Annotated in this window: 26 protein-coding genes and 1 pseudogene; 7 read left to right on the top strand and 20 right to left on the bottom strand. The window is 57.5% G+C overall.

Going from position 1 to position 24,809, the window contains the following annotated elements; all coding sequences use genetic code 11:
• Positions 1 to 50: 50 nt before the first annotated feature.
• The 7 genes from RZ517_RS08375 to RZ517_RS08345 form a co-directional block, all read right to left on the bottom strand.
• A complete protein-coding gene (locus RZ517_RS08375) occupies positions 51 to 407 on the bottom strand; it encodes an immunity protein Imm33 domain-containing protein (RefSeq protein ID WP_338550995.1) in 357 nt (118 codons plus the stop codon).
• Between the two features lie 192 nt (positions 408 to 599).
• Positions 600 to 1,199 (bottom strand): superoxide dismutase, encoded by a 600-nt coding sequence (locus tag RZ517_RS08370; RefSeq protein WP_338550994.1) that lies wholly within the window; start codon positions 1,197 to 1,199, stop codon positions 600 to 602.
• Positions 1,200 to 1,328: 129 nt separating this feature from the next.
• Entirely contained in the window at positions 1,329 to 1,898 is a 570-nt protein-coding gene (locus RZ517_RS08365) for a sarcosine oxidase subunit gamma (protein WP_338550993.1), read from the bottom strand.
• Positions 1,891 to 4,905, bottom strand: a complete 3,015-nt coding sequence (locus RZ517_RS08360) for a sarcosine oxidase subunit alpha family protein (protein WP_338550992.1) — start codon at positions 4,903 to 4,905, stop codon at positions 1,891 to 1,893. The genes RZ517_RS08365 and RZ517_RS08360 overlap by 8 nt, the downstream gene beginning before the upstream one ends.
• The gene (locus RZ517_RS08355) at positions 4,902 to 5,231 is read right to left on the bottom strand and encodes a sarcosine oxidase subunit delta (protein ID WP_338550991.1); all 330 of its coding nucleotides are present in this window, start codon (positions 5,229 to 5,231) and stop codon (positions 4,902 to 4,904) included. The genes RZ517_RS08360 and RZ517_RS08355 overlap by 4 nt, the downstream gene beginning before the upstream one ends.
• Positions 5,232 to 5,342: 111 nt before the next feature.
• Positions 5,343 to 5,630 (bottom strand): hypothetical protein, encoded by a 288-nt coding sequence (locus RZ517_RS08350; RefSeq protein ID WP_338550990.1) that lies wholly within the window; start codon positions 5,628 to 5,630, stop codon positions 5,343 to 5,345.
• A 180-nt stretch (positions 5,631 to 5,810) separates the two neighbouring features.
• Positions 5,811 to 7,055 carry a sarcosine oxidase subunit beta family protein gene (locus RZ517_RS08345; protein ID WP_338550989.1) on the bottom strand — a complete coding sequence of 415 codons (1,245 nt, stop codon included), beginning with the start codon at positions 7,053 to 7,055 and terminating at the stop codon, positions 5,811 to 5,813.
• Between the two features lie 207 nt (positions 7,056 to 7,262).
• Here RZ517_RS08345 and ccmI point away from each other — a divergent pair, with 207 nt between their 5' ends.
• Genes ccmI through RZ517_RS08330 form a run of 3 tightly spaced genes read left to right on the top strand, consistent with a single transcriptional unit; the run spans position 7,263 to position 9,204 of the window.
• Complete coding sequence (gene ccmI / locus RZ517_RS08340) at positions 7,263 to 8,492, top strand: c-type cytochrome biogenesis protein CcmI (protein ID WP_338550988.1); 1,230 nt, start codon at positions 7,263 to 7,265, stop codon at positions 8,490 to 8,492.
• Positions 8,489 to 8,965, top strand: a complete 477-nt coding sequence (gene ruvX / locus RZ517_RS08335; protein ID WP_338550987.1) for a Holliday junction resolvase RuvX — start codon at positions 8,489 to 8,491, stop codon at positions 8,963 to 8,965. Before ccmI ends, ruvX begins: the two co-directional genes overlap by 4 nt.
• The gene (locus tag RZ517_RS08330; RefSeq protein WP_317055252.1) at positions 8,965 to 9,204 is read left to right on the top strand and encodes a DUF1289 domain-containing protein; all 240 of its coding nucleotides are present in this window, start codon (positions 8,965 to 8,967) and stop codon (positions 9,202 to 9,204) included. The genes ruvX and RZ517_RS08330 overlap by 1 nt, the downstream gene beginning before the upstream one ends.
• Here the strand turns inward: RZ517_RS08330 and RZ517_RS08325 are convergent.
• The 3 genes and pseudogenes from RZ517_RS08325 to dusA all read right to left on the bottom strand — a co-directional run bounded on the left by RZ517_RS08325 (position 9,201) and on the right by dusA (position 11,492).
• Positions 9,201 to 9,728 (bottom strand): hypothetical protein, encoded by a 528-nt coding sequence (locus tag RZ517_RS08325; protein ID WP_338550986.1) that lies wholly within the window; start codon positions 9,726 to 9,728, stop codon positions 9,201 to 9,203. The two genes, RZ517_RS08330 and RZ517_RS08325, sit on opposite strands and share 4 nt — an antisense overlap.
• The gene (locus RZ517_RS08320) at positions 9,725 to 10,507 is read right to left on the bottom strand and encodes a hypothetical protein (protein WP_338550985.1); all 783 of its coding nucleotides are present in this window, start codon (positions 10,505 to 10,507) and stop codon (positions 9,725 to 9,727) included. The genes RZ517_RS08325 and RZ517_RS08320 overlap by 4 nt, the downstream gene beginning before the upstream one ends.
• Positions 10,504 to 11,492, bottom strand: a pseudogene (gene dusA, locus RZ517_RS08315) (tRNA dihydrouridine(20/20a) synthase DusA). Before dusA ends, RZ517_RS08320 begins: the two are co-directional and overlap by 4 nt.
• Before the next feature lie 243 nt (positions 11,493 to 11,735).
• Between dusA and RZ517_RS08310 the strand changes: the two are divergent.
• From RZ517_RS08310 to RZ517_RS08295, 4 genes are read left to right on the top strand one after another with little or no spacing between them, the layout of a single operon-like run.
• Positions 11,736 to 12,602: a branched-chain amino acid ABC transporter permease gene (locus tag RZ517_RS08310; RefSeq protein ID WP_422395575.1), complete on the top strand. Its 867-nt coding sequence runs from the start codon at positions 11,736 to 11,738 to the stop codon at positions 12,600 to 12,602.
• Positions 12,599 to 13,582 carry a branched-chain amino acid ABC transporter permease gene (locus tag RZ517_RS08305; protein WP_338550983.1) on the top strand — a complete coding sequence of 328 codons (984 nt, stop codon included), beginning with the start codon at positions 12,599 to 12,601 and terminating at the stop codon, positions 13,580 to 13,582. The genes RZ517_RS08310 and RZ517_RS08305 overlap by 4 nt, the downstream gene beginning before the upstream one ends.
• A complete protein-coding gene (locus RZ517_RS08300; protein ID WP_338550982.1) occupies positions 13,575 to 14,324 on the top strand; it encodes an ABC transporter ATP-binding protein in 750 nt (249 codons plus the stop codon). The genes RZ517_RS08305 and RZ517_RS08300 overlap by 8 nt, the downstream gene beginning before the upstream one ends.
• The gene (locus tag RZ517_RS08295) at positions 14,321 to 15,007 is read left to right on the top strand and encodes an ABC transporter ATP-binding protein (RefSeq protein WP_338550981.1); all 687 of its coding nucleotides are present in this window, start codon (positions 14,321 to 14,323) and stop codon (positions 15,005 to 15,007) included. The genes RZ517_RS08300 and RZ517_RS08295 overlap by 4 nt, the downstream gene beginning before the upstream one ends.
• Before the next feature lie 4 nt (positions 15,008 to 15,011).
• Here the strand turns inward: RZ517_RS08295 and RZ517_RS08290 are convergent, their stop codons facing one another.
• The 10 genes from RZ517_RS08290 to RZ517_RS08245 form a co-directional block, all read right to left on the bottom strand.
• Entirely contained in the window at positions 15,012 to 15,473 is a 462-nt protein-coding gene (locus RZ517_RS08290; protein WP_338550980.1) for a hypothetical protein, read from the bottom strand.
• A 168-nt stretch (positions 15,474 to 15,641) separates the two neighbouring features.
• The gene (locus RZ517_RS08285) at positions 15,642 to 16,508 is read right to left on the bottom strand and encodes a sulfotransferase domain-containing protein (protein ID WP_338550979.1); all 867 of its coding nucleotides are present in this window, start codon (positions 16,506 to 16,508) and stop codon (positions 15,642 to 15,644) included.
• Positions 16,509 to 16,529: 21 nt separating this feature from the next.
• Positions 16,530 to 17,339: a sulfotransferase domain-containing protein gene (locus RZ517_RS08280; RefSeq protein WP_338550978.1), complete on the bottom strand. Its 810-nt coding sequence runs from the start codon at positions 17,337 to 17,339 to the stop codon at positions 16,530 to 16,532.
• A gap of 104 nt (positions 17,340 to 17,443) precedes the next feature.
• On the bottom strand, positions 17,444 to 18,583 hold the full coding sequence (locus tag RZ517_RS08275; protein WP_338550977.1) for a porin: 1,140 nt from the start codon (positions 18,581 to 18,583) through the stop codon (positions 17,444 to 17,446).
• Positions 18,584 to 18,910: 327 nt separating this feature from the next.
• Positions 18,911 to 19,981, bottom strand: a complete 1,071-nt coding sequence (locus tag RZ517_RS08270) for a 3-carboxy-cis,cis-muconate cycloisomerase (RefSeq protein WP_338550976.1) — start codon at positions 19,979 to 19,981, stop codon at positions 18,911 to 18,913.
• Positions 19,978 to 20,811 (bottom strand): 3-keto-5-aminohexanoate cleavage protein, encoded by an 834-nt coding sequence (locus RZ517_RS08265; protein WP_338550975.1) that lies wholly within the window; start codon positions 20,809 to 20,811, stop codon positions 19,978 to 19,980. The genes RZ517_RS08270 and RZ517_RS08265 overlap by 4 nt, the downstream gene beginning before the upstream one ends.
• Before the next feature lie 73 nt (positions 20,812 to 20,884).
• Positions 20,885 to 21,271 carry a carboxymuconolactone decarboxylase family protein gene (locus tag RZ517_RS08260; protein ID WP_338550974.1) on the bottom strand — a complete coding sequence of 129 codons (387 nt, stop codon included), beginning with the start codon at positions 21,269 to 21,271 and terminating at the stop codon, positions 20,885 to 20,887.
• A gap of 17 nt (positions 21,272 to 21,288) precedes the next feature.
• Positions 21,289 to 22,134, bottom strand: a complete 846-nt coding sequence (locus RZ517_RS08255) for an ADP-ribosylglycohydrolase family protein (RefSeq protein WP_338550973.1) — start codon at positions 22,132 to 22,134, stop codon at positions 21,289 to 21,291.
• A complete protein-coding gene (locus tag RZ517_RS08250; RefSeq protein ID WP_338550972.1) occupies positions 22,131 to 23,348 on the bottom strand; it encodes a Coenzyme F420 hydrogenase/dehydrogenase, beta subunit C-terminal domain in 1,218 nt (405 codons plus the stop codon). The genes RZ517_RS08255 and RZ517_RS08250 overlap by 4 nt, the downstream gene beginning before the upstream one ends.
• A gap of 1 nt (position 23,349) precedes the next feature.
• A complete protein-coding gene (locus RZ517_RS08245) occupies positions 23,350 to 24,792 on the bottom strand; it encodes an aldehyde dehydrogenase family protein (RefSeq protein WP_338550971.1) in 1,443 nt (480 codons plus the stop codon).
• Between the last annotated feature and the right edge of the window lie 17 nt (positions 24,793 to 24,809).

Genomic DNA, 24,809 nt, shown 5'->3' with positions numbered 1-24,809 from the left:
CACCCGTTGAATCCTCAGCTCAAAGCTGCCTTTGAAGATTGTGTAGCGCTTCAGTTATCGACTTCGAGAAGCGCTGAATCGAACCACACATCCTCATAAGTACCGTCAGTCAGGAAGCGCCAACCCGGCGGAAGCAATAGATACTTGAGGCCAAGTTCGCAGCTACTTTCAAGGTGAGCAAGGTGAACTGGCTTGAAGAAATCGGCTGCATCTGAAAACTCAGTTCCACCCCAAAGATACCAACCGGTTACACCTTGTGTCGGGGGATGGCGAAGCCCATTCAAGGGCATCAATCCTGCCGTCGCATTGTCTGAAATACCTACTTTTTCGCCGCCGAAAGCTTCACACGGTTCAACACCAAATCGAGCGCATATTTGCTTTTGTGATTGTCTGATACTGTTCTTCAAGAGCCGTACCCCCTCTTTTGCAGGAAACTATATCCTTTCTGGTGCAACGCAACTTTTGGGCTCAAAGTAGCCATTGGCAGCTTGTCGTAGCTCCTGAGCAGATAGACGTCCGGCCAGACTGAAAACAAACCCACCCAAAACAAAAAAAGCCCCGGACCTCTCCGGGGCTTTCTTAAAACTATCATACTAATCTTACATCCGACTGGCGACGTTTTCCCAGTTCACCAGATTGTCGAGGAAGTTTGTCAGATATGCAGGCCGTTTGTTGCGGAAATCGATGTAGTAGGAATGTTCCCACACGTCGCAGCCCAAAAGCGCGGTTTGGCCAAAGCAAAGTGGGTTCACGCCGTTTTCGGTCTTAGTCACGGCCAGCGACCCATCAGAATTCTTGACCAGCCAACACCAGCCAGAGCCGAACTGACCCGCGCCTGCGGCGGAAAACTGTTCTTTGAAGGCGTCAACTGAGCCAAAGCTCTCAGTCAGGGCACTTTCCAACTCACCGGGCATCTTGCTGTCGCCTGGCCCCATCATCTCCCAGAACTGGTTGTGGTTCCAAAGCTGGCTGATGTTGTTGAAAATACCGTTCTGCGCCACGGCATTGGCGTCATAGGTGCCGGTGATGATGTCTTCCATCGATTTGCCGTCCCACTCGGTCCCGGCAATCAGCCTGTTGCCATTGTCCACATAGGCCTTGTGGTGCAGGTCGTGGTGATATTCCAGCGTCTCTTTCGACATGCCTTTGCCGGCCAGCGCGTCATGTGCATAAGGAAGATCGGGAAGTTCAAAAGCCATTTGGGCCCCCTCAGTGTTTAGCGATGTTTCTGCGCCTACATGGTAGTGCAGGCAGGGCGAGGTCAAGGGGAGATACTCGGATCGGCTATATATGCAGAGCTGATGATTTCGGCCAATGACCTTTCGGACTTATGTTAAAACCCCCACCTCACCCCCCGGTTCTGCTGCGTCTTTGAGCAGGTCAAAGGCGTATTGCGCGACCGAACGGAAGCAGACAACTTCGATGCGTGTCTCAGAAGTCATCCAGAAGGCGGCCGCGATCTGGGCCATGCGAGTGCGGCGGATCTGGCCAGGGGCGAAGGCGTCAGTGGCCATGTCAACCGGGCAAAGCTTTGCGATGATCTCGCGCGCGGCGTCGCCATCGAGGCTGAATATCGCCCGCGCATCGGATACATTCGCTGCCAGAAAATGTTGGCCCTTCAATGTCTTTTCTAGAACACCTAAAGTAGCCTCAACCTCAGCATAGGGAACCATCACCAAGAGCTCATCGGGGGACATCCACGCGACAGCCTTGTCGCCTTCGTGAAGGATCTCACGCTGCTTGGGCAGCTTCGCGCCAGTGGCCTCCAGCACCGCCTTTTTCATTTTGGCCGACGCAACGTCTCCGCGCAGCGTGATCATCCCGCGCAGGCCCATTTCCTCAACTTTCACGTAACCATCGAATTTTGCGCCTTGCAGGGCGCTGACTGCGCTAGACATTTTGCTTCTCCCCTTCGGCATCAAAGAACACAGGATTCACGATTTTGGCTTTGACGATGGTGCCGTCCACCTTGGGGAATTCGACCAATTCACCCATGCGGTCTGGTCCGTGTTTGATCAGCCCCATGGCGATGCCACGATCCAGCGTTGGCGAATAGTAGGTCGAGGTCACACGCCCCTGCACGTTGCGCTGACCGTTCTCGTTGGTGCCCTCAGACGTGCAATAGGCTCCATCTGGCAGAACAGAGCCATCGACGGTTTCCAGCCCGACCAGCTTCCAACGGTTTGGGTCGGCCATGTGGCTTCGGGTTTGGGCGCGTTTGCCGAGGTAATCCTCTTTCTTCTTGGAAATAGCCCAGTCGAGGCCAAGGTCCTGCGGGATGACCGTGCCGTCGGTTTCGTCGCCGATCATGATGAAGCCCTTCTCGGCGCGCATCACGTGGAGCGCCTCGGTGCCGTAAGGCATGACATCAAACTCGGCTCCTGCCTTCAGAAGTTGATCCCAGAACGCACGACCCTGAGAGGCAGGCACCGCAATCTCATAGCTCAGCTCACCCGAGAAGGAGATGCGGTAGACGCGTGCGTTGATGTCACCGAACTGGATATCCTGCCACGCCATGAATGGAATGGTCTCGGCGCTGAGGTCGTCTTTCGTCAACTTTTCCAGAGCCTTGCGCGCATTTGGGCCAACCACCGCAACTTGCGCATATTGCTCGGTCACGTTGGCGACATAGACTTTCCAGTCCCACCATTCGCATTGCAGCCAATCTTCCATATGCGCATGGATGCTGTCGGCGCCGCCTGTGGTGGTGTGGCAGAGGAACGTGTCCTCGTCGATGCGCGCCACCACACCGTCATCGGTCAGGAAACCGTTTTCGTTGCACATCAAGCCATAGCGGCAGCGCCCAGGTTTCAACGTGCTCATCATGTTGGTGTAGAGCATGTCGAGGAATTTGCCCGCGTCTGGGCCTTTGACAATGAGTTTGCCCAGGGTCGAGGCATCGAGAAGGCCCAAGCTTGACCGTGTCTGGTTGATCTCGCGCTTGACGGCGCTTTCGATATCTTCGCCCGGTGTCTTGCGGAAGCAATAGGGCCGCCGCCACTGGCCCACGGGCTCCCAATATGCGCCGTTTTCCTCGTGCCAGTCATGCATGGGTGTCCTGCGCAGCGGCTGAAAGATCGGACCACGGGCCTCACCGGCAATCGCTGCCATTGAGATGGGTGTGTAGGGCGGACGGAACGTGGTTGTTCCAGTCTGTGGAATAGGTTGATTTAGCGCATCAGAAAGGATCGCAAGACCATTGATATTGCTCAGCTTTCCTTGATCTGTGGCCATACCTAGAGTGGTGTATCTCTTGGCATGTTCGACGCTTTCAAACCCCTCGCGTGCTGCCAGTTGGACATCAGACACCTTCACGTCGTTCTGATAGTCGAGCCAAGACTTGGAGCGCAGCTTGATATTGGCCCCCTGCGGCATCAGCCAGATGGGTTCCATCGCTGCCATCTTTGGGCTGTCGGCCTCAGGCGTTTTGATCCGTTTGGGTTTGCCGCCAGTTGCTTTGGCTGCGGCTTGGCCAGCGTTAATCGCGTCGGTGACAATGTCCGCAAGATGCATCGCACCGTTTGCTGATCCCGCCACGGACACAAATCCTTCGCCTTGGGCGCCTGTCGGGGCTTTCTCGGGGTCAGGGCGGAACATTGCCTGCGCGTCGTCCCAAATCAGCTTGCCGCCGCAATGGGACCACAGATGCACCACAGGCGACCAGCCGCCTGACATGGCAACCAGATCGCAGGCCACTTCTTCAAGCGGTGTGCCCTCGCCCGCTTGGGCGCAGACCGCAACGCCCGTGACCCGTTTGCCGCCTTTGACCTTGGCAATGGCTTTGCCATTTTCAACACGGATGCCTAGGCTTCGTGCCTTGTCCGCCAGCGCGCCGCCACCTGCGGCACGGGCATCGAGGATCAACGGCACGTCCAACCCTGCGTTTTTCATCGCAATCGCGGTTTGGTAGGCGTCATCATTGTTGGTCACAACAACAGTGCGATCTCCAATAGACACACCGTAATTCACTGCATAGTCACGTACCGCAGAGGCTAGCATAACACCGGGGATATCATTGCCTGCGAAACTCAATGGACGTTCGATTGCCCCCGTGGCGGTGACAATCTGTTTTGCCCGGATGCGCCAAAGACGGTGACGCGGTGTGTTTTTGCTTGGAGCATGGTCGCTAACCCGTTCATATCCAAGCAGATATCCGTGGTCATAAACACCCGCCCCCATCATGCGCAGGCGCATTGTCACATTAGACATTGTTGCCAGTTCGGAAACGGTTTCGTCCACGAACTTATCCACAGGCATTTGGTTGACAGTTCCGGTGTCAACCATCGCACGCCCGCCCCAATGGGCGGTCTGCTCCATCAAGAGTACCTTGACGCCCGCCTCGCCTGCCGCTTTGGCGGCCAGAAGCCCGGCAATGCCGCCACCGATCACAACAACATCGTAGAACGCATAGAGATGTTCATACTTGTCCTGATCGCGGTCGCGTGGGGCTTTGCCCAGACCCGCCGACTTGCGAATGAACGGCTCATAGACATGCTTCCAGAGCGGACGGGGATGGATGAACATCTTGTAGTAGAAGCCTGCGGGCAAAAACCGCGCCAGCTTGCTGTTGATCGCGCCGACGTCGAATTCCAGGCTTGGGAAGTGATTTTGCGATGTGGCGCGCAGACCGTCGAAAAGCTCGGTTGTTGTGGCGCGTTGATTTGGCTCGAACGTCTCGTCGCGGCCCATATTGACCAGCGCGTTGGGCTCTTCTGCGCCTGAAGCCACAATGCCGCGCGGACGGTGGTATTTGAATGACCGGCCCACAAGCATCTGATCATTGGCGAGCAATGCCGAGGCCAACGTGTCGCCCTCAAACCCGCGCAAGCGCTTGCCGTTAAAGGTAAATTCCAGCGCGCGTGCCTTGTTGACCAGACGCCCGCCTGTTGCCAGACGCGTGCTCATGAGAACTCCCTCCAGCTCCAGCCCGGCACCTTGGCCGAGATTTTGTCTTTGATCTTTTGCGGCGGCTCAGTGGTCTGGGCGGAATAGGTGCCGTAGACTTCGAGCGTCATGGTGTTGCGCGCCGCCAGAAACCACTTGCCACAGCCATTGGCATGCCGCCAGCGTTCGAAATGCACGCCTTTGGGGTTTTCCTTGGCGAAAAGATAGGTGTGGAACTCATCATCGCTGGAGCCGGGGCCAAAACGCTTGAGATGCGCCTCGCCGCCGCCTGCAAATTCGGTTTCTTCACCCGCCACGCCGCAGCACGGGCACTCAAGGATCAGCATGGCAGGCTCCCTTCACAGGCTTCACGCCCCGTGAGACCACGCAATAGGATCACAAACGGGATCAAGGCGGCCCAAGCGGGACCGCCGTTCAAAAATCTCAGTATGTCAGGATCAGTCGCTCGACGTAAACGTCGCTTTGGTGCCGAAAGACAGCGGTTCTTTTGCCGGCTTGGCCGGTTCTGCGTCCCCTTCGGCCACGGATGTCGGTTGAGCAACAGGTTCGGCAACTGGTGGGGCGGACAACTCTCCGCGCACAGAGCCGGTGACAAAGTTTGCAAAGACGAACACGCCCAACGCGACAACAACGACCAAAACCCAGAACAGCGCTGCACCACCGTCATCGCCGGACGGTTTGGGGCTGTAATTCTGGTTCTGCCGCCACTGATCGTAATCGGACATTCGGTACTCTCCAAACTGCTCGACATACAAATTGGTGCGTGAGCGTTAAGAATGGAAGAATACCCCCTTTGAATGGCCGTTTTGGGCCGATCCCCGCGTTTTTGAACAGCTGAGTTCGGCGCTTCTTTGCCGGATTTGGACCTGATACCGCTATTGGCCTGTGGAAAACGCGATGTGTCATCAATGTGCCACACCCGCTGCTACGGATTCGTCGATGAAACGGCCCTCATAGAACCGGTCGAGGCCAAATTCTGCGGTCAGCGGCGAATATCCTTTGGCCATGAGTTCAGCAAAGCCCCAACCGCTTCCGGGGATGGCCTTGAACCCGCCGGTGCCCCAGCCGCAGTTGATAAAGCAGTTCTCCAGAGGTGCTTTTGACAGGATCGGAGAGCGGTCTCCGGTCACGTCAACGATCCCGCCCCATTGGCGCAGCATCTTGAGCCGTGCGATCATCGGGAAGGTTTCCACAAGAGCGCGCACGGTTTCCTCGATGTGATGGAACGAGCCGCGCTGCGTGAAGTTGTTGTAGCCATCGGTGCCGCCGCCAATGACCATCTCGCCTTTGTCAGACTGGCTCATGTAGCCATGCACGGTGTTTGCCATAACAACCACGTCCATACAGGGCTTGATCGGCTCAGATACAAGCGCCTGAAGTGCGACCGATTCAATCGGAAGCCGGAAGCCCGCCATATCGGCCAGATGTCCGGAGTGACCGGCCACCACGATGCCAAGCTTATCACAGTCAATGTCGCCTCGGTTGGTGGTGACCCCTTTGACCTTGCCACCCTCAGAACGGATGCCGGTTACTTCGCATTTCTGGATCACGTCCATACCCATGGCCGAACAGGCCCTCGCATAGCCCCAGGCCACCGCGTCATGGCGGGCAGTGCCCCCACGCGCCTGCCACAAGCCGCCCAGCACCGGGTAACGCGGGCCGTCGATGTTCATGATCGGACACAGTTCTTTCACGCGGCTGGGAGAGATGAACTCTGTTTTCACACCTTGTAACGCATTGGCATGAGCCGTGCGCTCATAGCCACGCACCTCGTGTTGGGTTTGGGCGAGCATGATCACGCCACGCGGGCTGAACATGACGTTGTAGTTCAAATCCTGGCTCAGCGTTTCATAGAGACTGCGGGACTTCTCATAAATCGCGGCTGAGGGGTCCTGAAGATAGTTCGAGCGAATGATCGTGGTGTTGCGGCCTGTGTTACCGCCCCCAAGCCAGCCTTTTTCAAGGATTGCGACATTGGTCAAACCATGGTTCTTGCCGAGGTAGTAGGCCGTCGCCAGACCATGCCCACCTGCACCGATGATGATTGCATCATACTTTTTCTTCGGCTCGGGCGACGCCCATGCCCGTTCCCAACCCATGTGATGGCTCAACGCCTCACGGGCAATGGCAAAGGCGGAATAACGTTTCATGCGGGGCCTCCGAAGCTCTGCGCGGATTCGCGTTCACTGCGTATTGTCGTGGATATGCGACACTGGTCAATTTTTGTGGATACCCAGCGCGGCATCAAGGCGACAATTTGCGACATTCGCTAAAGCGTTTTGCACGCAGATTGTGACCACTTGCCCCTTTTGCTCCACGGGATCGGTGGTTAAATGAAGCTCAAGTGAGGAAATAGCATGATTTTCTGGGCTATAGCAGGTGGGTTGGCGCTTTTGTGTGCGTTTGTTCTTGGGCTTTTCGGGCTTAAGGGCCAGGCCGGGGATGAACCGCCTGCTGCTTATGATTTGAAGGTCTATCGCGATCAGCTCAAAGAAGTGGATCGCGATCTGGCGAGGGGTGTTATTGCCGAGGAAGACGCCGAACGTATTCGTGCCGAGGTATCACGTCGCATTCTGGCTGCGGATGCTCAGTTGCAGGCAACCGAAGCAACAGGTGGTAAACAGCCCCTTGGCCTTCGCATTGCAATCCTGGCGGCAGCTGTTGCTGTCGTCGGCGGTGCCGGAGCGCTTTATGCGCGGATGGGTGTGCCGGGATACGAAGACCTGCCATTGCAATTGCGTCTGGCGACCTCAAATGAGGCACGCGCCAACCGCCCTTCACAGGCCGAGCTTGAAGAGGTTTTGCCGGAATTTGAGATCACTGAGGACATTCCGGAAGATTATCAGGCGCTCATCACGCGCCTGCGCGACACGGTCGAAAACCGGCCCGATGACATGCGCGGTCTGCAGCTTTTGGCGCGTACCGAGGCATCGATCGGCAATCTTCCGGCAGCGCATGCGGCACAGACCAAGCTTATCGAGTTGAAAGGCGACGCTGCGACGGCTGAGGATTTTGCCGAATTGGCCGATATGATGATTTCATCGGGTGGCGGGTTTGTCTCAGCTGAGGCTGAAATAGCCCTGCGCGAGGCGCTCGACCGCAATCCTCAAGAGCCGCGCGCGCGCTACTATATGGGGCTCTACCTGATGCAGGTGGATCGGCCTGATATGGCGTTTCGCACCTGGGACGCGCTTTTGAGGGAAAGCACGTCTGACGCGCCTTGGGTGCCACTTATTCGGGGTCAGATCGAAGAGCTGGCCTGGCGCGCGGGTATCGCCCGATATCAGCTGCTGGATGAAAACCGCCGTTCGGGGCCAACCCTGGCCGATATGACGGCGGCGCGCGACATGACACCCGAAGAACGCGAAGGCATGATCCGCAGCATGGTTGCGGGGCTTGATGAACGCATCCGTGAAGAAGGCGGCACACCCGGCGAATGGGCGCGCTTGATAAACGCCTATGCCGTGCTGGGGGACGAGGACGAGATCCGGGATGTCCTGGCCCGCGCGCGGGAGGCGTTTGCAGGGGACCCCGAGAACCTGGAGATCATGGAAAACGCGGCCAAGGAAGCCGGGTTCGCGGAATGATCATTGATGACATCGCCGAGTTTGCCTCTGCCCTGCCCGGCATGCGGCCGTTGATTGGGTTGGATCTGGGCACCAAAACAATTGGCGTGGCGGCCTCAGATGCGCTTTTGAGCACCGCGACCCCGCTTGAAACTGTGAAACGAACCAAATTCATGCAGGACGCAACCCGGCTTTTGGAGTACGCAACGGATCGTGAGGCGGCAGGCATTGTTCTGGGTTTGCCCCGCAATATGGATGGATCGGAAGGTCCACGCGCGCAATCCACGCGATCATTTGCGCAGAATTTGGCAAAATTGACAGAGATTCCCATCACCTACTGGGATGAACGCCTTTCCACGGTTGCGGCAGAAAGGGCACTGCTTGAGGCAGATTTGACCCGAAAGCGTCGCTCTGAGGTGATCGATGCGGTGGCGGCTGCGTATATTCTGCAAGGAGCGCTGGATCGCTTGCGCCATCTGAAGGACCAACCGTAGTGAACGACAACACGCCAGTCTGGACACGCGACGAGATCGAGTCGCCTTGCGTGCGCATTTGCGTGGTGCATCCCGAGGCGCGGATTTGTACGGGGTGTTTTCGCACGATTGACGAGATCAGCCAGTGGTCCAAGATGTCCCGCGAGGACCGACGCGAAATCATGGAGGCCCTGCCTGATCGTGCGTCTTTACTGCGCAAGCGTCGCGGCGGACGCTCGGCACGATTGAAGCGCGGTTAAGCAGCGCGGCGTGAACGCCACGCAGTGCGGATCACCCAGAACAATCCAACCACAGTGCCGATCAAACCGCCCAGGTAACTGAAATTGTGCATTTGCCCCGCACGCGCAAAGGCAACCGGATTGCTAACGTCCCAGCCCTCCATGAACCAAGGCAAGTTGTCCGGCGTGAAGGTTGCGTAAGCCACAGCCAAAGCGCCCAGCCCGATCAGGAGCGTCACACAGACCACGATGACAGCCGCGGTCAGAAACGCTCGCACAAAAGCGCGGTCGTCTTTGATGAACAGGGCCGCGATGTAGATGGGCAGGCCAAGGATCAGCCCTATCCACCAACTGGCAAGAACTCCGATCCACGACGCCCCTGCCCGTGTCCAGGCCTCTGCCGGAAACTGGAATTGCAGGAACTTGAATTCGTGGAAATATCCTGGTGCCACCGTGTAGGATAGCTGATTGTGCACCGCGCCGTAGAGCGCTGCTAATAGACAGCTGATTGCAAGCAGAACCGGAAGGTAAAGAAGTCGCTTCATGGAGCTGTCAGCCATTGATCGGATGGCGTGGGCCACTCGGGGCGGAAATAGGCGATCATCCGGCCCTCTTCGGGTGCCTTGGCCGCCTCTCCCCACGGTGCCACACCATGGAGGGCCAATCGGTGCACCAGATACGCTTCGCCCGGGCGCGCTGGCACGACGCGGCGCCGACAAGTCTCAAACACCTTTCGGCGCGTGGCTTTGTAGATATCGGTCAAGTCCACCTGATCCCAGGTCTCTTGCGGGACGTCCTTCAAAGCTTCGGCAAAGGCGGCGCGCATAATGGTATGGCTGCCTTCCCAGACCGTCATTGGGCTGGCATCCGCGCTCGTTTCGGTCAAGGGCAGACCAAGAATATAGGCGTGACGCTCTTTGAGATAGCGCCGTTTGTCTGATCCCTCGGCCAATAGGCCGTCGACATGCGCCGCATCGCGTTTCAACCGATAGGCAAAAGCCGCCTCGCCTTCGCCTTCACGCGGACGTGGATATCCCGGGTAAATCACAGAGATTTGCGCGCGGTGCAAAGACAAACGACCATAAAGATCTGTCGCGGCGGCAAAGGCAGCGCCGGTGAGCGGCTGAGAGTCTGCGACCTGCCCTGTCGGATCATTGGGCAAAGTGTCAACGCCCACAAACCACGTGCCTTCGCAGCGCAGCCAGTGTTGTTCCTCTGGCGCGCGGACGCGGGTTTTGGCCACAGCAAGGGCGCACTTGGCCCAGTCGCGTACCGCAGGTTCGCTTTTGAAAACAGCCCAGCCTTTGTCGAGCAGATCGCTCATGCCGCGACACCTGTGACTTCGGCGAGGGCCGCCAGAACCAGCTCTGGGCCTGCACCGGGGCGCGTGGCCCCTTGCGACAACACACGCCGCCAGGCACGCGCGCCGGGTTTCCCGGCAAAAAGGCCCAGCATATGGCGCGTGATCTGATGCAGCTTGCCGCCCGATGTGAGATGCACCTCGATATAAGGCAGCATGGCGCGTACGGCGTCCTCACCGGTGCGGTCCGGTGCATCATTTCCAAAAATGAGACGGTCCGCACCGCCGAGTATATCCACCGGCTGATGATACGCTGCGCGGCCGAGCATCACGCCGTCAAAGCCAGCGTCCAGAAAGCCTTGGGCCTCGGCCAAGGTCGTGACGCCACCATTGACCGAGATGTGCAGGGAGGGAAAAACCTCTTTCATCCGCAGTGCCAGATCATAATCCAGCGGCGGGATATCGCGGTTTTCCTTAGGGCTAAGCCCCTTGAGCCAGGCTTTGCGCGCATGAATGGTGAAGCGCTCCACGCCTGCGGCTGAGACACGGGCAAGAAACTCGGGCAGCACGTCCTGAGGCTCTTGATCATCCACGCCAATGCGGCATTTCACGGTGACTTCAACATCCACCGCCCCGATCATCGCCGCACAGCAGTCTGCGACAAGACCGGGGTCCTTCATCAACACCGCGCCAAATGTTCCCGACTGCACCCGGTCGCTGGGACAGCCGACGTTGAGGTTGATCTCGTCATACCCCGCCTCAGCCCCCATCCGGGCTGCTTGTGCGAGTTCTTGGGGGTCAGAACCGCCCAGTTGCAAGGCAACAGGGTGCTCTTCTGGCGAGTAGTCCAGCAGATGCAGCGCGCCCCCCGCACAAGAGCCGGGGCCGTGACCATTTCGGTATAGAGCAGCGCATGCCGCGACAATTGCCGGTGCAGAAAGCGGCAATGCCGGTCGGTCCAGTCCATCATTGGCGCGACAGAAAGCTTGGCGTGCTGGCGAAGGTGCATAAGCGATGGATCAGCTTTGTTTTGTTTCAGATGGCACATATGGCATCACGGACGTTCCGACCAGTGTGTTTTGACAGCGTGGTCCCTTGCAGGCATTGACAACACGGCGCTTTTTCGCGTTTTGAGAGAGCATAGGGGTAAGGGAGATCGCTGCCATGACAAAGCCGTTCCGCAGCATCAGGGGCTAAGGTGACACTGCTTCTTTTGATCGAACAGGTCCTCAACGGGCTTCAGTTTGGCGTCATGCTGTTTTTGATGGCCGCCGGGCTGACGCTGATTTTCGGGGTCATGGGCCTGATCAACCTCGCGCATGGCTCGCTTTACATGGTGGGGGCCTTTGCCGCGGCAGCCGTGGCCGGAGTGACCGGGTCATTCCTGCTCGCCTTGGTGGCGGCATTGGCTGCCGCGGCGCTGGCAGGAGCGTTGGTAGAAATGACCGTCATTCGTAGGCTTTATGGCAAAGCGCATCTGGATCAGGTGCTGGCGACCTTTGCGCTGATCCTGATCTTCTCTGAAGGCACGCGGTGGGTCTTTGGGTCTTTTCCTCTCTTTCTGGACATCCCCGACTACCTCTCAGGACCTATCACCCTGCCCGGCGGCATCGAATATCCGCTCTACAGGCTGGCGTTGATCGTCGTTGGGTTGCTGGTGGCCGCGGGGCTTTGGTGGCTGACCGCGCGCACACGCATCGGTATTCAAATCCGTGCTGGCGAAAACGACCGCGAGATGATTGCCGCACTGGGCGTGAACATCTCGGCGCTTTATACGCTGGTTTTCGCACTTGGGGCGGCTCTGGCGGGCCTTGCAGGCGCATTGGTGGGGGCCATTCAATCGGTGCAGGTGGGTATGGGGGAACCCGTGCTGATCCTGGCCTTTGTGGTGATCGTTATTGGCGGGATTGGCTCGATCAAAGGTGCCTTCATCGGGGCCATTCTGGTGGGCCTGACCGATACGCTTGGCGGGATTTTCCTGCCCGAGCTGTTCAAGCTCTTTATGGAAGGTGGGGCTGCGACACAGACTGGCTCGGCCCTGGCCTCAATGGCGGTCTATATCCTGATGGGACTGGTTCTGATCTGGCGGCCCACGGGCCTATTCGGGGCGCGCGCATGATCACGGAACGCTGGATCAATAGCGCAGTGATCGCAGGAATTCTGGCGGTGCTGGTCTATGCGCTTGTGGCGGATGAGCCGTTTACCATTACGCTTTTGACCCGGGTGGTGATCCTCGCCCTTGCCGCCGTGGGGCTGAATATCGCGCTTGGCATCGGAGGGCTTGTCAGCCTTGGACATGCCGCGTTTTTCGGCCTGGGGGGCTATGCGATGGGCGTGCTGGCCTCGCATGCGCAAACATTCACGCCGCTCGACCTTGGCCTTTTCACCCTGCCCGGGACCAAGTCGATGCCCATCATCTGGTTGGCGGCGGTGATTGTGTCGGCGCTGGTGGCCTGGGTCATCGGCGTGTTGAGCCTGCGAACAACAGGCGTTTATTTCATCATGATCACCCTCGCCTTCGGCCAGATGTTTTTCTACTTCTCGATTTCCTGGAGCGCCTATGGCGGCGAGGATGGCCTTTCCATCTATGTACGCAACGGGTTTCCAGGGCTGAATACTCTTGTACCGCTGCAGTTTTTTGGGCTTTGCTTTGCGGCGCTTTGCCTTGCGCTCATTGTGTTCCATCGCCTGCAAACGTCGCCCTTCGGACTGGCGCTCAATGCCGCGCGGCAGGTGCCAGAAAGGGTGGAAACCGTAGGCTTGAACCCCATGCGGCTCAAGCTGGTGGCGTTCGTGATCTCAGGCGCGATCACTGGGCTGGCTGGCGCGCTCTTTGCCGATCTCAACCGATTTGTCAGCCCGACGATGTTCAGTTGGCAGCTTTCGGGCGAATTGATTGTTCTGATCATCATCGGCGGCGTCGGGCGGCTTATGGGGCCAGTGATCGGCGCATGTCTTTTTGTCGCTCTTGAGCATTGGCTCGGGGGGCTGACCGACTTCTGGCACATCTGGCTGGGTGTGGTCCTTTTGCTCATCGTGCTTTTTGCACGCGGCGGTTTGATCGGTCTTTTGACCGGTAAGGAAGGCGCACATGTCTGAGCCGGTTTTGGCCACCTTTGGGCTTTGCAAGCGGTTCGGTGCATTGGCCGCGACCGATGACGTGTCAATTGACCTCAAACCTGGTGAAATTCATGCGATTATCGGTCCCAATGGCGCGGGCAAGTCCACTTTGATCGCACAAATCTGTGGTGGTCTTGCGCCCGATGCTGGGCGTGTAGAGCTTTTGGGCCGCGATGTCAGCGATTTGAGCACTCAGGCGCGCGCACAGGCCGGTTTAGGCCGGACGTTTCAAATCTCGGCCCTCGCGATGGAAGATACAGTTCTGGAGAACGCCGTGCTGGGCGCTTTGGGAGCTTCGTCACGTCCATGGCGATTCTGGCAGCCCGTGTTAAACGATGCCGCCCTGAAAGAAACTGCCATGTCCGCGTTGGAGCGGGTTGGTTTGGCCGAGGATGCTGAAAAACGTACAGCGGACCTCAGCCACGGACAAAGACGACAGTTAGAGGTGGCCGTTGCCCTGACCCTTTCACCCAAAGCCTTTGTCATGGATGAACCGATGGCCGGGCTGGGCGCGGAAGGGTCAATGCAAATGACCGGTTTTCTAGACAGCCTGCGCAACGAAGCCCCTATTCTTCTGGTCGAACATGACATGGACGCGGTGTTTGCCCTTGCCGACCGGATCAGCGTCTTGGTCTACGGGCGTGTGGTCGCCACAGGATCAGTTGACGACATCCGCCAAAGCGCCGAGGTGCGTGACGCCTATCTGGGGGAAAGCGCATGAGTTTGCTTTCTGTTCAGGGACTTAGCGCAAGCTATGGCGCCGCACAGGCGCTCTTTGATGTTAGCCTTGAGGTCGCTCAAGGTGAGGTCGTCGCGTTGATGGGGCGCAACGGGATGGGCAAGACCACGACCGTCAAGGCGATCTGCCGGATGTTGCCCTCAAACGGCCAGCTTGAGTTCAATGGGCAGGACCTGCATGCCTTGCCCAGTCATCGCGCTGCGCGGTTGGGACTGGGGTTGGTGCCCGAAGGACGGCGGTGTTTCCGGGATCTGACCGTGCGCGAAAACCTTTTGGCCGCAGCCCGACCGGGCGACTGGACCCTGAAAACTGTCGGGCAGTTGTTTCCACGTCTGGAGGAACGTCACGCTCAGCGCGCGGCGTCATTGTCCGGAGGCGAGCAGCAGATGTTGGCTTTTGGTCGCGCCCTCATGACCAATCCTCGCCTGCTTATCCTGGACGAAGCGACCGAAGGGTTGGCGCCTCTCATACGGCAAGAGATTTGGGCAGCGATTTCACGTCTCAAAGCGCGGACCGGTCTGGCGATTCTGCTTATCGATAAGTCTTTGAAAGAATTAAAACAAGTCTCGGACAGAGGGGTGATCCTCAACCGAGGGGAAACCGTATGGGCCGGTGTGATGTCGGAGCTTAGCCCGGACATCTCAGAACGTTTCATCGGGGTGTAACGCTTTAGAGTCCGCCCGCTGCCGGGCCGGTCTGTTTGAACGTCACCACCGGGCCGCCGCTTCCACCAAAGAGCCGAGAGCCACCACGCTGGTTGTTGACCACCTGACGCGGAATGCGAATGACCACTTGTTTGGCCTCATCTGATGGCTGCCATGCCCGGTTGGTCAGGACGCAGCCCGCTGGTTGATTGGCAAAACTCTTGGCCGGGGCCACTTCGTTCATAAAGAGCAGACCATGGACCACTCGCTCGCGGCCTAGGAAGACCGAACCGGAGTCTAGCACGCGCCGCTCTACCAGCTTGGTGAGGATGGACTGATTTCGGCTTTGGGCCCACACACCGCAAACCGCCGTGCGACCAGAATGATTGCGCACTTCGGCCGCGACGCTGATGCCACCACCACTGGAATATTCTCCGCCAGACACGACATGCGCATTGCTTAGCTTCGTCGTTGCAGCAGATGCCATCGACGCAGCAGACGCCAAGGTGATTGCTGAAACTGTTGATATAATTAGGTTTTTTATCATTTTAGGGACTCACTTTTTACCACTTGCAGTCAAGAGCTAATCAGGTGTGCAACAACATCAAGTCGCACCTGGCGGCGCTCGCTGAATTGTGGGCGCTTGTGAAGCGGATCACCCGGCCTTGGCGAACGCGTCGGCCTCTTCGAGAAGCTCAGGATACCACGTCTCCAGTGTCGACGCGAATTCAGTGCGAATGCGACCGACCTGCTGTGGTGTAAGATCCTCACGCCACCCCCCGGCCCGACCTTTGGCAAAGAAGCTTTTCATGCCGGCGGGTTTTTCCCCGAAACCGAGCTTTTCTTCCTGCTTCTTCATCGCTTCAAAACTTGTCGCCTTAATCGCGCGCGCCAGTTTTGGGCGATCAGGTTTCACTGCAAGAAATTCGAGTAAGCCATTGAGAACCTTTGCGGGTTTGTCGAGCATGTCTTCATAGCGCACAACGTATCGCGGCAGGCCCGGCGCCGTCGTCCACGCCGTCACGTGTTCATCCCAGCGTCCCAGGGCATCAAAAATTCCGTTATCGGTGCCCATGATGGTGTCCGGGTTGCACATCCTGTCAATGGCTTCGTCAATATCCACGGACACATGCCGCGCAAAGCTGGGCACCACATCAAAAGGGCTACGCATGATGTAGATTGCGCCGGCTGTGACTTCGGGAGGAATGAGATGAGTGTCGAGGTAGATGACGGGTTTGCAATGTGTCTTAACAAAATGCTTCGCGTTTTTGGACGCCGCGATAAAACGCAGAGCTTTGGGGCGCATTTTAGCCCAATCTTCTAACCCTTTGCCCTCATACTTTCCGCCCGCTGCCCGGTCAAAGAAATCAGTGCGCGTATCACCTGTTGTGAATTGACGTAGATTGTTGATATCAGGCGCTTTTCCAGGTGGCATGAAGTAGTGGGCAAGCAAACTGCGCATCCAGGTATTACCGGATTTCGGGTAGGATGCGAGCCAGAGGATGCGACGGAAGTCAGCCATTGTAGTAGCCGTATTTTTTCATCATCTTTTTGTTGGCTTGCCGAACCCTTTTACTAGATCGGGATCAAGATCTGTCCGCCATTGTTCCGCCTTACCCTTGTTGAAGAATTTCTCTGCATAAGGAGACTTCTCCACAAACTCTTGTTCATCTTCTTGTTTCTTAAGCTCTTTGAAACTCGAAAACTCAATGGCTCTTTCCAATCGCTCAACATCTTTGTCAACATCAAAGCCAATACCTGTGAGCGCTTTACCAAAATTCTCTTGAGGTGAATCCAACATGTCTTCGTAACGAAGAACTATCACCGGGAATCCCTTTGCCTCTGTCCAATACCGCACGTGGTCGTTCCAACTTCCTAAAAACTGCCAAACAGAGGTGTGGTCTGGAGCGTTTGCATTTTCAGGGCTGTTAATCGCCTGAACGGCCTCTTCATGGCTAAGATCAAAGTGCCGTGCATAAGACAAAACCATATCTAGAGGATTTCGCACGATGTAGATTGCCAGCTTAGTATATTTTGGGTCAATCAAGTCGACACCAAACGCGCGGTTATTCGTGTTGTGTGTTTTGACGAAATTGATGTCGGCATTGTTCGCTACAATTCCGCGCATTACTTTGTCTCGCAAAGCGAGAGTAAGTTCGGCGTTAGTAGTGTCAATCTCCTTGCCCGCAACACGGTGATACATCCGCGGAATTGAATCTCCTAGCCCAAAACGGTGAACTTGATTGATCGACAAAGGAACTTTCGTGTTCATCAAATAGTTGGCCAAAAACATACGCATCCAAGTATTTCCCGACTTAGGATATGACGTTAGCCAGATGATGCTTTTCTTCATCTTATTAGTCCGCAAAAAAGGAACGGGGATACACCCGTTCCTCTAAAAGAAAACGGCGGAGAAGTGAACCTCTCCGCCGCCTTTATTCCTCTCTCAAACTAAGCTTAGAAGCTCAGGTTGATCGATGTGCCCAGTACGGTGCCGTCGAGGTCTGTACCAACAGTACCTTCGTCATCCGCTTCGACGTATGTCAGGTGAACCTGCCATGTTACGCCGGAACCGAGGCTACGGCTGGCGCCGAGCTGGTAAGCTTCGTAGGTTTCGTCGGCTGCGCCTGTACCTGTGCCTGTGTACTCACCGAAGTAAGTTTCAAGACCAAAGGTCCATGGGCCAGGTGCGTCATATGCAACACCGATGCTGTAACCTTCTTGGTCGCCAACGCCAGCGGCTGCGCCGTTGTCGTTTTCAGTGTAAGCTGCACCAAATGTGAAGCCGCTTACGCCGACCTGGAAGCCTACACCCCATGTTTCAGGGTCGCTCAAGCCTGTCGCAGCACCACCACCGGTGATGCTAGGCGCGTCACCTGTACCCCAGCGTGCGCCGAAGCTCACGTCGACGTTGCCAAATGTCTGGCTGTAGTTGATGCCGATGTCAAAGATGTCGGACAGAACAGTGTTCTGATCAACACCAAAGCCAGATGTGTTTGCGTTCAGAGCGCCCGAAGGAGCAAACGAAACACCAACTGTCAGACCGTTGAAGGACGGTGTGTAGTAGGTGATGCGGTTAACGTCGTTGTTACCACCAACTTCTGTGTAGGACGAAATAGCGGCCTGACGGAAGTTGCCCGGCAGAACAGCCGAGAACGGGATAAACGCAGAGATCGATGGCGAGTTGATGAAGAGCGATGTTGTGCTTGCGCCAGCAACCATCGACTTGTAACCAGCCGAGTTTTCAGAACCGATGTCCAACTGACCGAATGTATCGCTCGAGATCGAGATATACGCTTCGTCGATACCGTCGGCACCACCAGCTGCGTTCAGCGCTTCCATCTGAACGTTCACACCAAAGGTCAGGCCGTTGTCCAGCGTGATCGAAGGCGTGAAGATGATTTCGCCGGTCTGAAGGATATCGAAGCCGTCGCCATCGAGGTCGACGCCTGCGGTTACGTTACCACCGAGATCGCCAATGGCGAGGTGCGTGTTCATGAAGCCACCCCAGTCGAGATTCCACTCGGCGGCGGAGGCCGGTGCAGCAGCCGCAACGCCGAGGGCGATGGCACTGGTGCAGAGAAGTTGCTTTTTCAAGGTTGTCCCTCCTTAAAGCAGGATTTCATTTCCGCCGCCCCCAACGCGGGTCACGGCTTGTATTGGGAATGGGCCATAAGCCCCTAAAGAGTCAACGCAACCACCCCTGCCTCAAGCGCTCTAGCGATTCCTGTGACGTATTTCACACACAGTTTCGCTCAGCACACTGGGATTCCGACCAGATACGACCTAATCGTCCTTTTTTTCCGGGATTTTTGGAGGTTGCCGGAGTCCTGCAAATCCGCTCCAAATTGATCCGCGACTCGCTTTTCCAGGCCATTCCCGGGCCAAGCACCCCAAGCTCTTTTTGCAACCGATGCTTTTGCGTCACAGTTTTTTCGAACTGTTCGGTTCGCCAAGCGAAATCACGTCGCCAAGCAACCGTTCAGCAGTTTTCAGAGCCGCGCCGGTGTTTTCCATCGCCCGCGGCAACACCATCCATTCCAGCGTCCAGGCGGTGCCAGAACGCTCTTGTTCATGCTCCAATGCCAGTGTCATGCCGCTTTGCTGCAGCGCCGTATCGCGAGCCAGCGCCACAAGAACCTCTGCGCTGACCGGATTTGACTTATGCGCCATGGCCGAAGAGGCGCCGCCGCCTTTCATCGCCACCTCGTCCAGCCCCTGTTGCGCCATCAATGTCAGGTCGGCTCCGATTTTTCCCAGGCTTCCAGTCACCAAAGCCAGCCAGTTGGCAAGTTCGGCAAAACTATCCCGGCGCGTGTGCCAGGGCGTTTGTGGCATACCCAGGCCAAGCTCTTGTGCCATGTGGAGGGCTATCTCGTCTGCAAAGCCCTCAAAGCTTTCACCTGTGCCGACTGGGCCGGCCAACTGGAGTTTGAACAAGCGCGGACGCAGCTGATTGAGGCGCTTCAGATGATCCGCGAAAGGTGCGCGCCACTGTCCAATGCGATGTGCCGCCTTAATCGGCAATGCCGCCTGCATGCGTGTACGGCCCATGAGACTGTTGGTGCCAAATCGCGCGTCAAGGTCATCACATGCTGCGACAACAGCCTTTATAAGTGCTTCAAACGACTCAAGAATATCCCTTGCCGCCAGAACAAAAGCAGTGTCCGTGACATCCTGGCTTGTCAGGCCTTTGTGGATGGCGTCGTGGAGATTGCCAGGAACTTGCTCTTTAATTTGCGAAACCAGATCAGGGACTGGCACACCATCCTTTGCAGCGGCGCGCATGAGGCGGTCATGATCAATCGTCGCGCCTTCGATAGCTTTGGCAGCAGCTTCACCGAGCTCAGAGGGAACCTTTCCGGCTTGCCCGGCTGCCTGCGCATAAAGAGCCTCGATACGCAACATGTCAGCAACCTGCGAGGCATCACTCAGTCGTTCAGCTACGCCCGTATCACCGGTCAAGGCCTGCATCCAGGATCGCGGCGCAGTCATAGCGCCGCTCGCAAACCAAGAATGTCCCGGGCTTGCGCCGCAGACGCGACGGGGCGTTCATATTTTTGGCAAATCTCTACGGCACGCGTCACAAGAGCCGCGTTTGACGGAGCAAGGGCATCCTTGGACAGCCGCACGTTGTCTTCCAATCCTGTGCGCGTATGGCCGCCTGCGGCGATGGCCCATTCGTTAACACGAATCTGGTTGGCCCCAATCCCGGCGGCACACCATTCGGCCTCAGGCGCGCGCGCCTGCATCAGCTGTACGTAAAATTCGAATACGTCCTTATCCGCAGGCATGGCGTTCTTTACGCCCATCACGAATTGCACATAGAGCTTGCCATAGAGTCGGCCTTCTTCATGCAAACGCATGGAATGCAAAATGTGGCTGAGATCAAAGGCTTCTATCTCTGGCACGACCTCGTGGGTTTGCATTTCGCTGGCAAGCCAGTCCACCAGATCAGGCGGATTTTCATACACCCGTGTTGGAAAATTGTTCGAGCCAACCGAAAGCGAAGCCATGTCGGGCCGAAGCGGCAACATCCCGCCGCGCGCTTGCCCGGCCCCCGACCTGCCGCCGGTTGAGAACTGAATGATCATACCGGGGCAATGTTTGCGTATCCCTTCACCCAGGCGCTGAAACCTCTCTGGGTCGGAGGTTGGCGTGCCGTCCTCCAGACGCACGTGGCAATGCGCAATAGATGCACCTGCATCAAATGCCGCATGAGTCGACTCGACCTGTTCCTCAATTGTGATTGGAACAGCCGGATTGTCCGCCTTTTGCGGGACCGAGCCGGTGATGGCGACGCAAATGATGCAAGGCTTTGTCATGACGCCAAGTCTGACCCTGCGCGCGCGTCTCTTCAAGCCCTGAATACAGGTTCACCGCGCAGAATGGCGTGTATCAAAGCCCCCGCTCTTCGAGCACTTTTCGCGCATGGCGGAAGCATTCCAACCCTTGCGGCACGCCGCAATAGATCGCCACGACATGCACGATGGCACGGATTTCTTCCTTGCTGACGCCGTTATTCAGGGCACCCCGGCAATGGATTTCAAACTCGTTCATCTTGCCCAATGCGCCAATCATCGCAAGGTTCATCATGCTACGCGTCTTGGCGTCGATCACATCATCGCCCCAGCCAAACCCCCAGCACCACGCAGTCATCGCCTCTTGGAAGGGGCGGGTAAACTCATCCGCAGCGGCCAGGTTTTTCTCAACATATTCGGCACCTAACGTGCCCTTACGTTGTTCCAACCCTTTCAGAAAAAGGTCTTCGTCAAAGAGGCTCATGGGTCATCCTTTCTTGGTTACTGGTCAATGGGGCGCAGCGCATAGAGGTCATCCGCCGCGGTCCTGATTTTGTCGTGGTCATAGATTTTATTCCGCCAGCCCTGCGGAATGCCGGAATATCCATAGATCCGTCCGGCCAATTGACCTGTCACGGCCCCTACGGTGTCGGCGTCACCCCCAAGGTTAACAGCCGCAAGCAAAACGTCACGAAATGTCTCACCTTGGGTCAGCGCCCAAAAGGCTGCGTGCAAGGTGTGCACGACATAGCCCGACGCCACGTCGGGCGGATCTTTGGGACGTGGCAGCAGGGACTGATCACCTGTGACCATGAATTGCGCCATGTTTGCCGCTGCCCTCTGGCAGAGCTGGCTGCCATGCGTCAGGCGGCTTTGCAATTGGGCTACGGCCATGGCGCTTTCCTTGACTGCGCCATAGGCCAGTACCACCGGGGCCAGTCGCATGATCCCGCCATTGCCACTTTGGGCCTCGTCCACTGGCCCGGCATAGGGATTGCCGGTCTCTTCATAGCGGCGCAGTGCTTCGGCAGTTTGATTGCCGATGTCGAAACAGACACGGGTCGAGGACAGATAGCCGTGATCGCGCCAGTTGATGAACCGTTTCATCGCGTCCTCGGCATCCCAGCCATTCGCTGAGCGTAGCATCTGCGCCAAACACATGGCCATGGAGGTGTCATCCGTCCATTGCCCGGGCTTGAGGTTGAACGGCCCGCCGCCCACCATGTCTGTAAGGGGGTCGAATTCCCCCCGCGTTGTGAACTCAAGCGTGGTGCCCAGAGCATCTCCCACAGCCAACCCAATCAGCATCCCGCGCGCCTGATCCTCTGTGAACGGCTTTGTAATCAAAGACTTGGCACCTTGTCGTCAAACCGGCCAGAGCGCGCGCGCTGTTCTGCACCGGCCTCTTCCTCTGGGTCATGCGTATCCAGCTCGTCCAAACGCAGGCCCGTGTGAGCATAGACGGGACGCCCAGCATGCGTCAGTCCGCGCAATCGCGCAGCAAGGGCGCGCTTCTTGCGCACCTGATGCGGTTGGAAATGATCATAGTCGCGGGGCGAATGATCGGCACCTTTGACCAGATCGCCCGCCGCAATCGCGGCCTCGACCAGTGCCTGACCCTCAGGCGTTCGGGTGATCACACCATTGAAGCCTTCATCATCGCCTTCCGGGTTGGCATCAGGCCAGATGTCTGCCGCCGCTACATCCGCGGCCTCACCGATGGCATCTGGGCAGAGTTTACAGCGCGTCTGAATGCGCCACCCGGCCTCATCGGCCCACATCTCCTGATAGGTCTTCTCAAAGCTACGGCCATCTTTGGTTTCAATCCGCGTTGGGCCTGGATTGCCGTGTCCGCGATACCGAAAGAGCGTGAGATCATCCTCTTTCACACCAAGTTCGTCCAGTACGGCCTGTGATTTGCCAAGATCGGACGCCCCACCACAGACCATGACCAGCACAACCACCAGCAACTCATCCAGCCTTGGGTCATACTTGGCGCGCGCACGAACAGCCCCAGCATCACAAGGTTTGGCAATGATTGCAAAACGTTCACCTCTGGCCAACGCAACTTCCAATCCGGCAAGCGTGTCACTTGGACCATAGCGAGACCCGGCCCGACTGGCGACGTCTTGGGCTGTTTCGGACATGACCCAGCGGGTGCGCATCGGATGGTCCGGATCGGCGGCGCAATGCAAGATGAATTGCGCTCTACCAGACTTCAGCAAGTGCGCACCAAGTGCGGTCAGGACACCTCCGGTGGCGGCGCGAAACCTGATATTGGCCTCTCCTGCCCAGGCCTCATGCATATGCATATAGCTACCCCAAATCGGGTCGCTCTTGTGGCCACGTGGTTCAGCCTCGGCAATCACACCGGGACAGGCCGCCAAAACAGATGCATCCGCATCAGGCTCTTCTGAGCCAAGGGGAGCGGGTCGCAGACGTCCCTCGGAATTCATGCGCATGACCCAGCGATCCGGGGCCAGCGCCTCGCACAAGCCACACCCGATGCACAGACCGTTCTCGACCACGTCTCTTATGGATGTCGGCTGTTGAGCGTCCATTTTACCGGACTTTCATCGCAACGTTCTTGGTCTGGACGTAGTTCCAAAGCGCCTCGCGCCCCTTCTCGCGGCCATAGCCGGATTTGCCATAGCCGCCAAAGGGGGTTTCCACGCCACCGGCAAACCATTCGTTCACAAAAATCTGCCCGGCCCGCATCTTTTGCGCAGCCTTGTTGGCGCGATCAAGATCACGGGTGAAAACCCCGCCGACAAGCCCGTATTGGGTGCCATTGGCGATCTCGATGGCCTCGGCGTCGTCCCGAAACGGAATGACCGAGAGAACCGGTCCAAACACCTCTTCCTGTGCGATGGCCATGTCGGGAGTGACCTGCGTCATCACGGTCGGTTCAAGGAATGCGCCGGGAATGTTCATCTTGCGCCCACCGGTCGCCACCTTTGCGCCCTGTGCTTCGGCGTCCGCGATCATGCCGGCGGCGCGGTCGCGCTGTGCCTCAGAGGCCATGGAGCCCATGCCATTGGTGCCTTCAGCCCTCTCGATACCGGGGCCAACGGATAGGGATTTCGCAACCTTTACAGCACGTTCCACCATCTCCGCCTCACGGCTTTCATGGACCAGAACACGGCTCATGGCGGAACAAACCTGGCCTGCGTTGAAGAATATTCCCCAGCGGATGTCGCGCTCGAACGCCTCTAGATCGGCATCGTCATGCACAATGGCCGCCGATTTGCCGCCCAGTTCCAGAACGCATGGCACAATGTTCTGCCCCGCCGCCGTGGCAATGGCGATACCGGTTTTGACGGAACCTGTGAAAACGATCTGGTTGACATCCGGGTGGCCTGCCAGCGCCGCTCCGGCGTCTTGCCCCAAGCCGCACAGGATATTCACAGCACCCTTCGGCAATCCCACCTCCTCGGCCAGTTCGGCAAAAATCCAGCTGCTGAGCGGGGTCATCTCCGAGGTCTTGATCACGCAGGCATTGCCAGTGGCCAGACCGGCGGAGAGTGACCGCGCGGCGATCTCTAGCGGGAAGTTCCACGGGATGATCTGAGCCGAGACGCCGTAGGGTTCGTGATGGGTGAAGTCGACATATCCGGAACCCAGGGGAATCGATCGCCCTTCCACAGTTTCGGCCTGATTTCCGTAATATTCAAAATACCGCGCCGCGCCGTCCATTTCGCGCTGTGCCTCCCAAAGCGGCTTACCTTGTTCCAGCGTCAGTATCTCTGCAATTTCATTGCGCTTTTCCAGAAACCTGCGACCGATCTCCTGCACCATGCGCCCGCGCTCCACAGGCCGCATGTCAGTCAAGGCACCACTCTCATGCACCCGTTTGGCGGCTTGAACGGCACGATCCACGTCGGCCGCATCCGCGAGCGCGTGCGCGGCCAGTTTTTCGCCCGTTCCGGGATTGATGACATCAAGCCGTCCGGCACCGCCATCGACCCAGTCTCCGTCGATGTAGTTTTGCCAATAGTCTTTCATAATTCGTCCTGTTGTCT

It is taken from the genome of Roseovarius sp. S88 (assembly GCF_037023735.1).
GTDB lineage: Bacteria > Pseudomonadota > Alphaproteobacteria > Rhodobacterales > Rhodobacteraceae > Roseovarius > Roseovarius phycicola.
The sequence above is the reverse complement of the archived record's forward strand: the minus strand, read 5'-3'. Positions and strand labels throughout refer to the sequence as shown.

Excerpts from the sequence above, each read along its gene's own strand:
- RZ517_RS08370 (WP_338550994.1), bottom strand. The coding sequence starts at position 1,199 with ATGGCTTTTGAACTTCCCGATCTTCCTTATGCACATGACGCGCTGGCC.
- RZ517_RS08365 (WP_338550993.1), bottom strand. The coding sequence starts at position 1,898 with ATGTCTAGCGCAGTCAGCGCCCTGCAAGGCGCAAAATTCGATGGTTAC.
- RZ517_RS08360 (WP_338550992.1), bottom strand. The coding sequence starts at position 4,905 with ATGAGCACGCGTCTGGCAACAGGCGGGCGTCTGGTCAACAAGGCACGC.
- RZ517_RS08355 (WP_338550991.1), bottom strand. The coding sequence starts at position 5,231 with ATGCTGATCCTTGAGTGCCCGTGCTGCGGCGTGGCGGGTGAAGAAACC.
- RZ517_RS08350 (WP_338550990.1), bottom strand. The coding sequence starts at position 5,630 with ATGTCCGATTACGATCAGTGGCGGCAGAACCAGAATTACAGCCCCAAA.
- RZ517_RS08345 (WP_338550989.1), bottom strand. The coding sequence starts at position 7,055 with ATGAAACGTTATTCCGCCTTTGCCATTGCCCGTGAGGCGTTGAGCCAT.
- ccmI (WP_338550988.1), top strand. The coding sequence starts at position 7,263 with ATGATTTTCTGGGCTATAGCAGGTGGGTTGGCGCTTTTGTGTGCGTTT.
- ruvX (WP_338550987.1), top strand. The coding sequence starts at position 8,489 with ATGATCATTGATGACATCGCCGAGTTTGCCTCTGCCCTGCCCGGCATG.
- RZ517_RS08325 (WP_338550986.1), bottom strand. The coding sequence starts at position 9,728 with ATGAAGCGACTTCTTTACCTTCCGGTTCTGCTTGCAATCAGCTGTCTA.
- RZ517_RS08320 (WP_338550985.1), bottom strand. The coding sequence starts at position 10,507 with ATGAGCGATCTGCTCGACAAAGGCTGGGCTGTTTTCAAAAGCGAACCT.
- RZ517_RS08310 (WP_422395575.1), top strand. The coding sequence starts at position 11,736 with ATGCTGTTTTTGATGGCCGCCGGGCTGACGCTGATTTTCGGGGTCATG.
- RZ517_RS08305 (WP_338550983.1), top strand. The coding sequence starts at position 12,599 with ATGATCACGGAACGCTGGATCAATAGCGCAGTGATCGCAGGAATTCTG.
- RZ517_RS08300 (WP_338550982.1), top strand. The coding sequence starts at position 13,575 with ATGTCTGAGCCGGTTTTGGCCACCTTTGGGCTTTGCAAGCGGTTCGGT.
- RZ517_RS08295 (WP_338550981.1), top strand. The coding sequence starts at position 14,321 with ATGAGTTTGCTTTCTGTTCAGGGACTTAGCGCAAGCTATGGCGCCGCA.
- RZ517_RS08290 (WP_338550980.1), bottom strand. The coding sequence starts at position 15,473 with ATGGCATCTGCTGCAACGACGAAGCTAAGCAATGCGCATGTCGTGTCT.
- RZ517_RS08285 (WP_338550979.1), bottom strand. The coding sequence starts at position 16,508 with ATGGCTGACTTCCGTCGCATCCTCTGGCTCGCATCCTACCCGAAATCC.
- RZ517_RS08280 (WP_338550978.1), bottom strand. The coding sequence starts at position 17,339 with ATGAAGAAAAGCATCATCTGGCTAACGTCATATCCTAAGTCGGGAAAT.
- RZ517_RS08270 (WP_338550976.1), bottom strand. The coding sequence starts at position 19,981 with ATGACTGCGCCGCGATCCTGGATGCAGGCCTTGACCGGTGATACGGGC.
- RZ517_RS08265 (WP_338550975.1), bottom strand. The coding sequence starts at position 20,811 with ATGACAAAGCCTTGCATCATTTGCGTCGCCATCACCGGCTCGGTCCCG.
- RZ517_RS08260 (WP_338550974.1), bottom strand. The coding sequence starts at position 21,271 with ATGAGCCTCTTTGACGAAGACCTTTTTCTGAAAGGGTTGGAACAACGT.
- RZ517_RS08250 (WP_338550972.1), bottom strand. The coding sequence starts at position 23,348 with ATGGACGCTCAACAGCCGACATCCATAAGAGACGTGGTCGAGAACGGT.
- RZ517_RS08245 (WP_338550971.1), bottom strand. The coding sequence starts at position 24,792 with ATGAAAGACTATTGGCAAAACTACATCGACGGAGACTGGGTCGATGGC.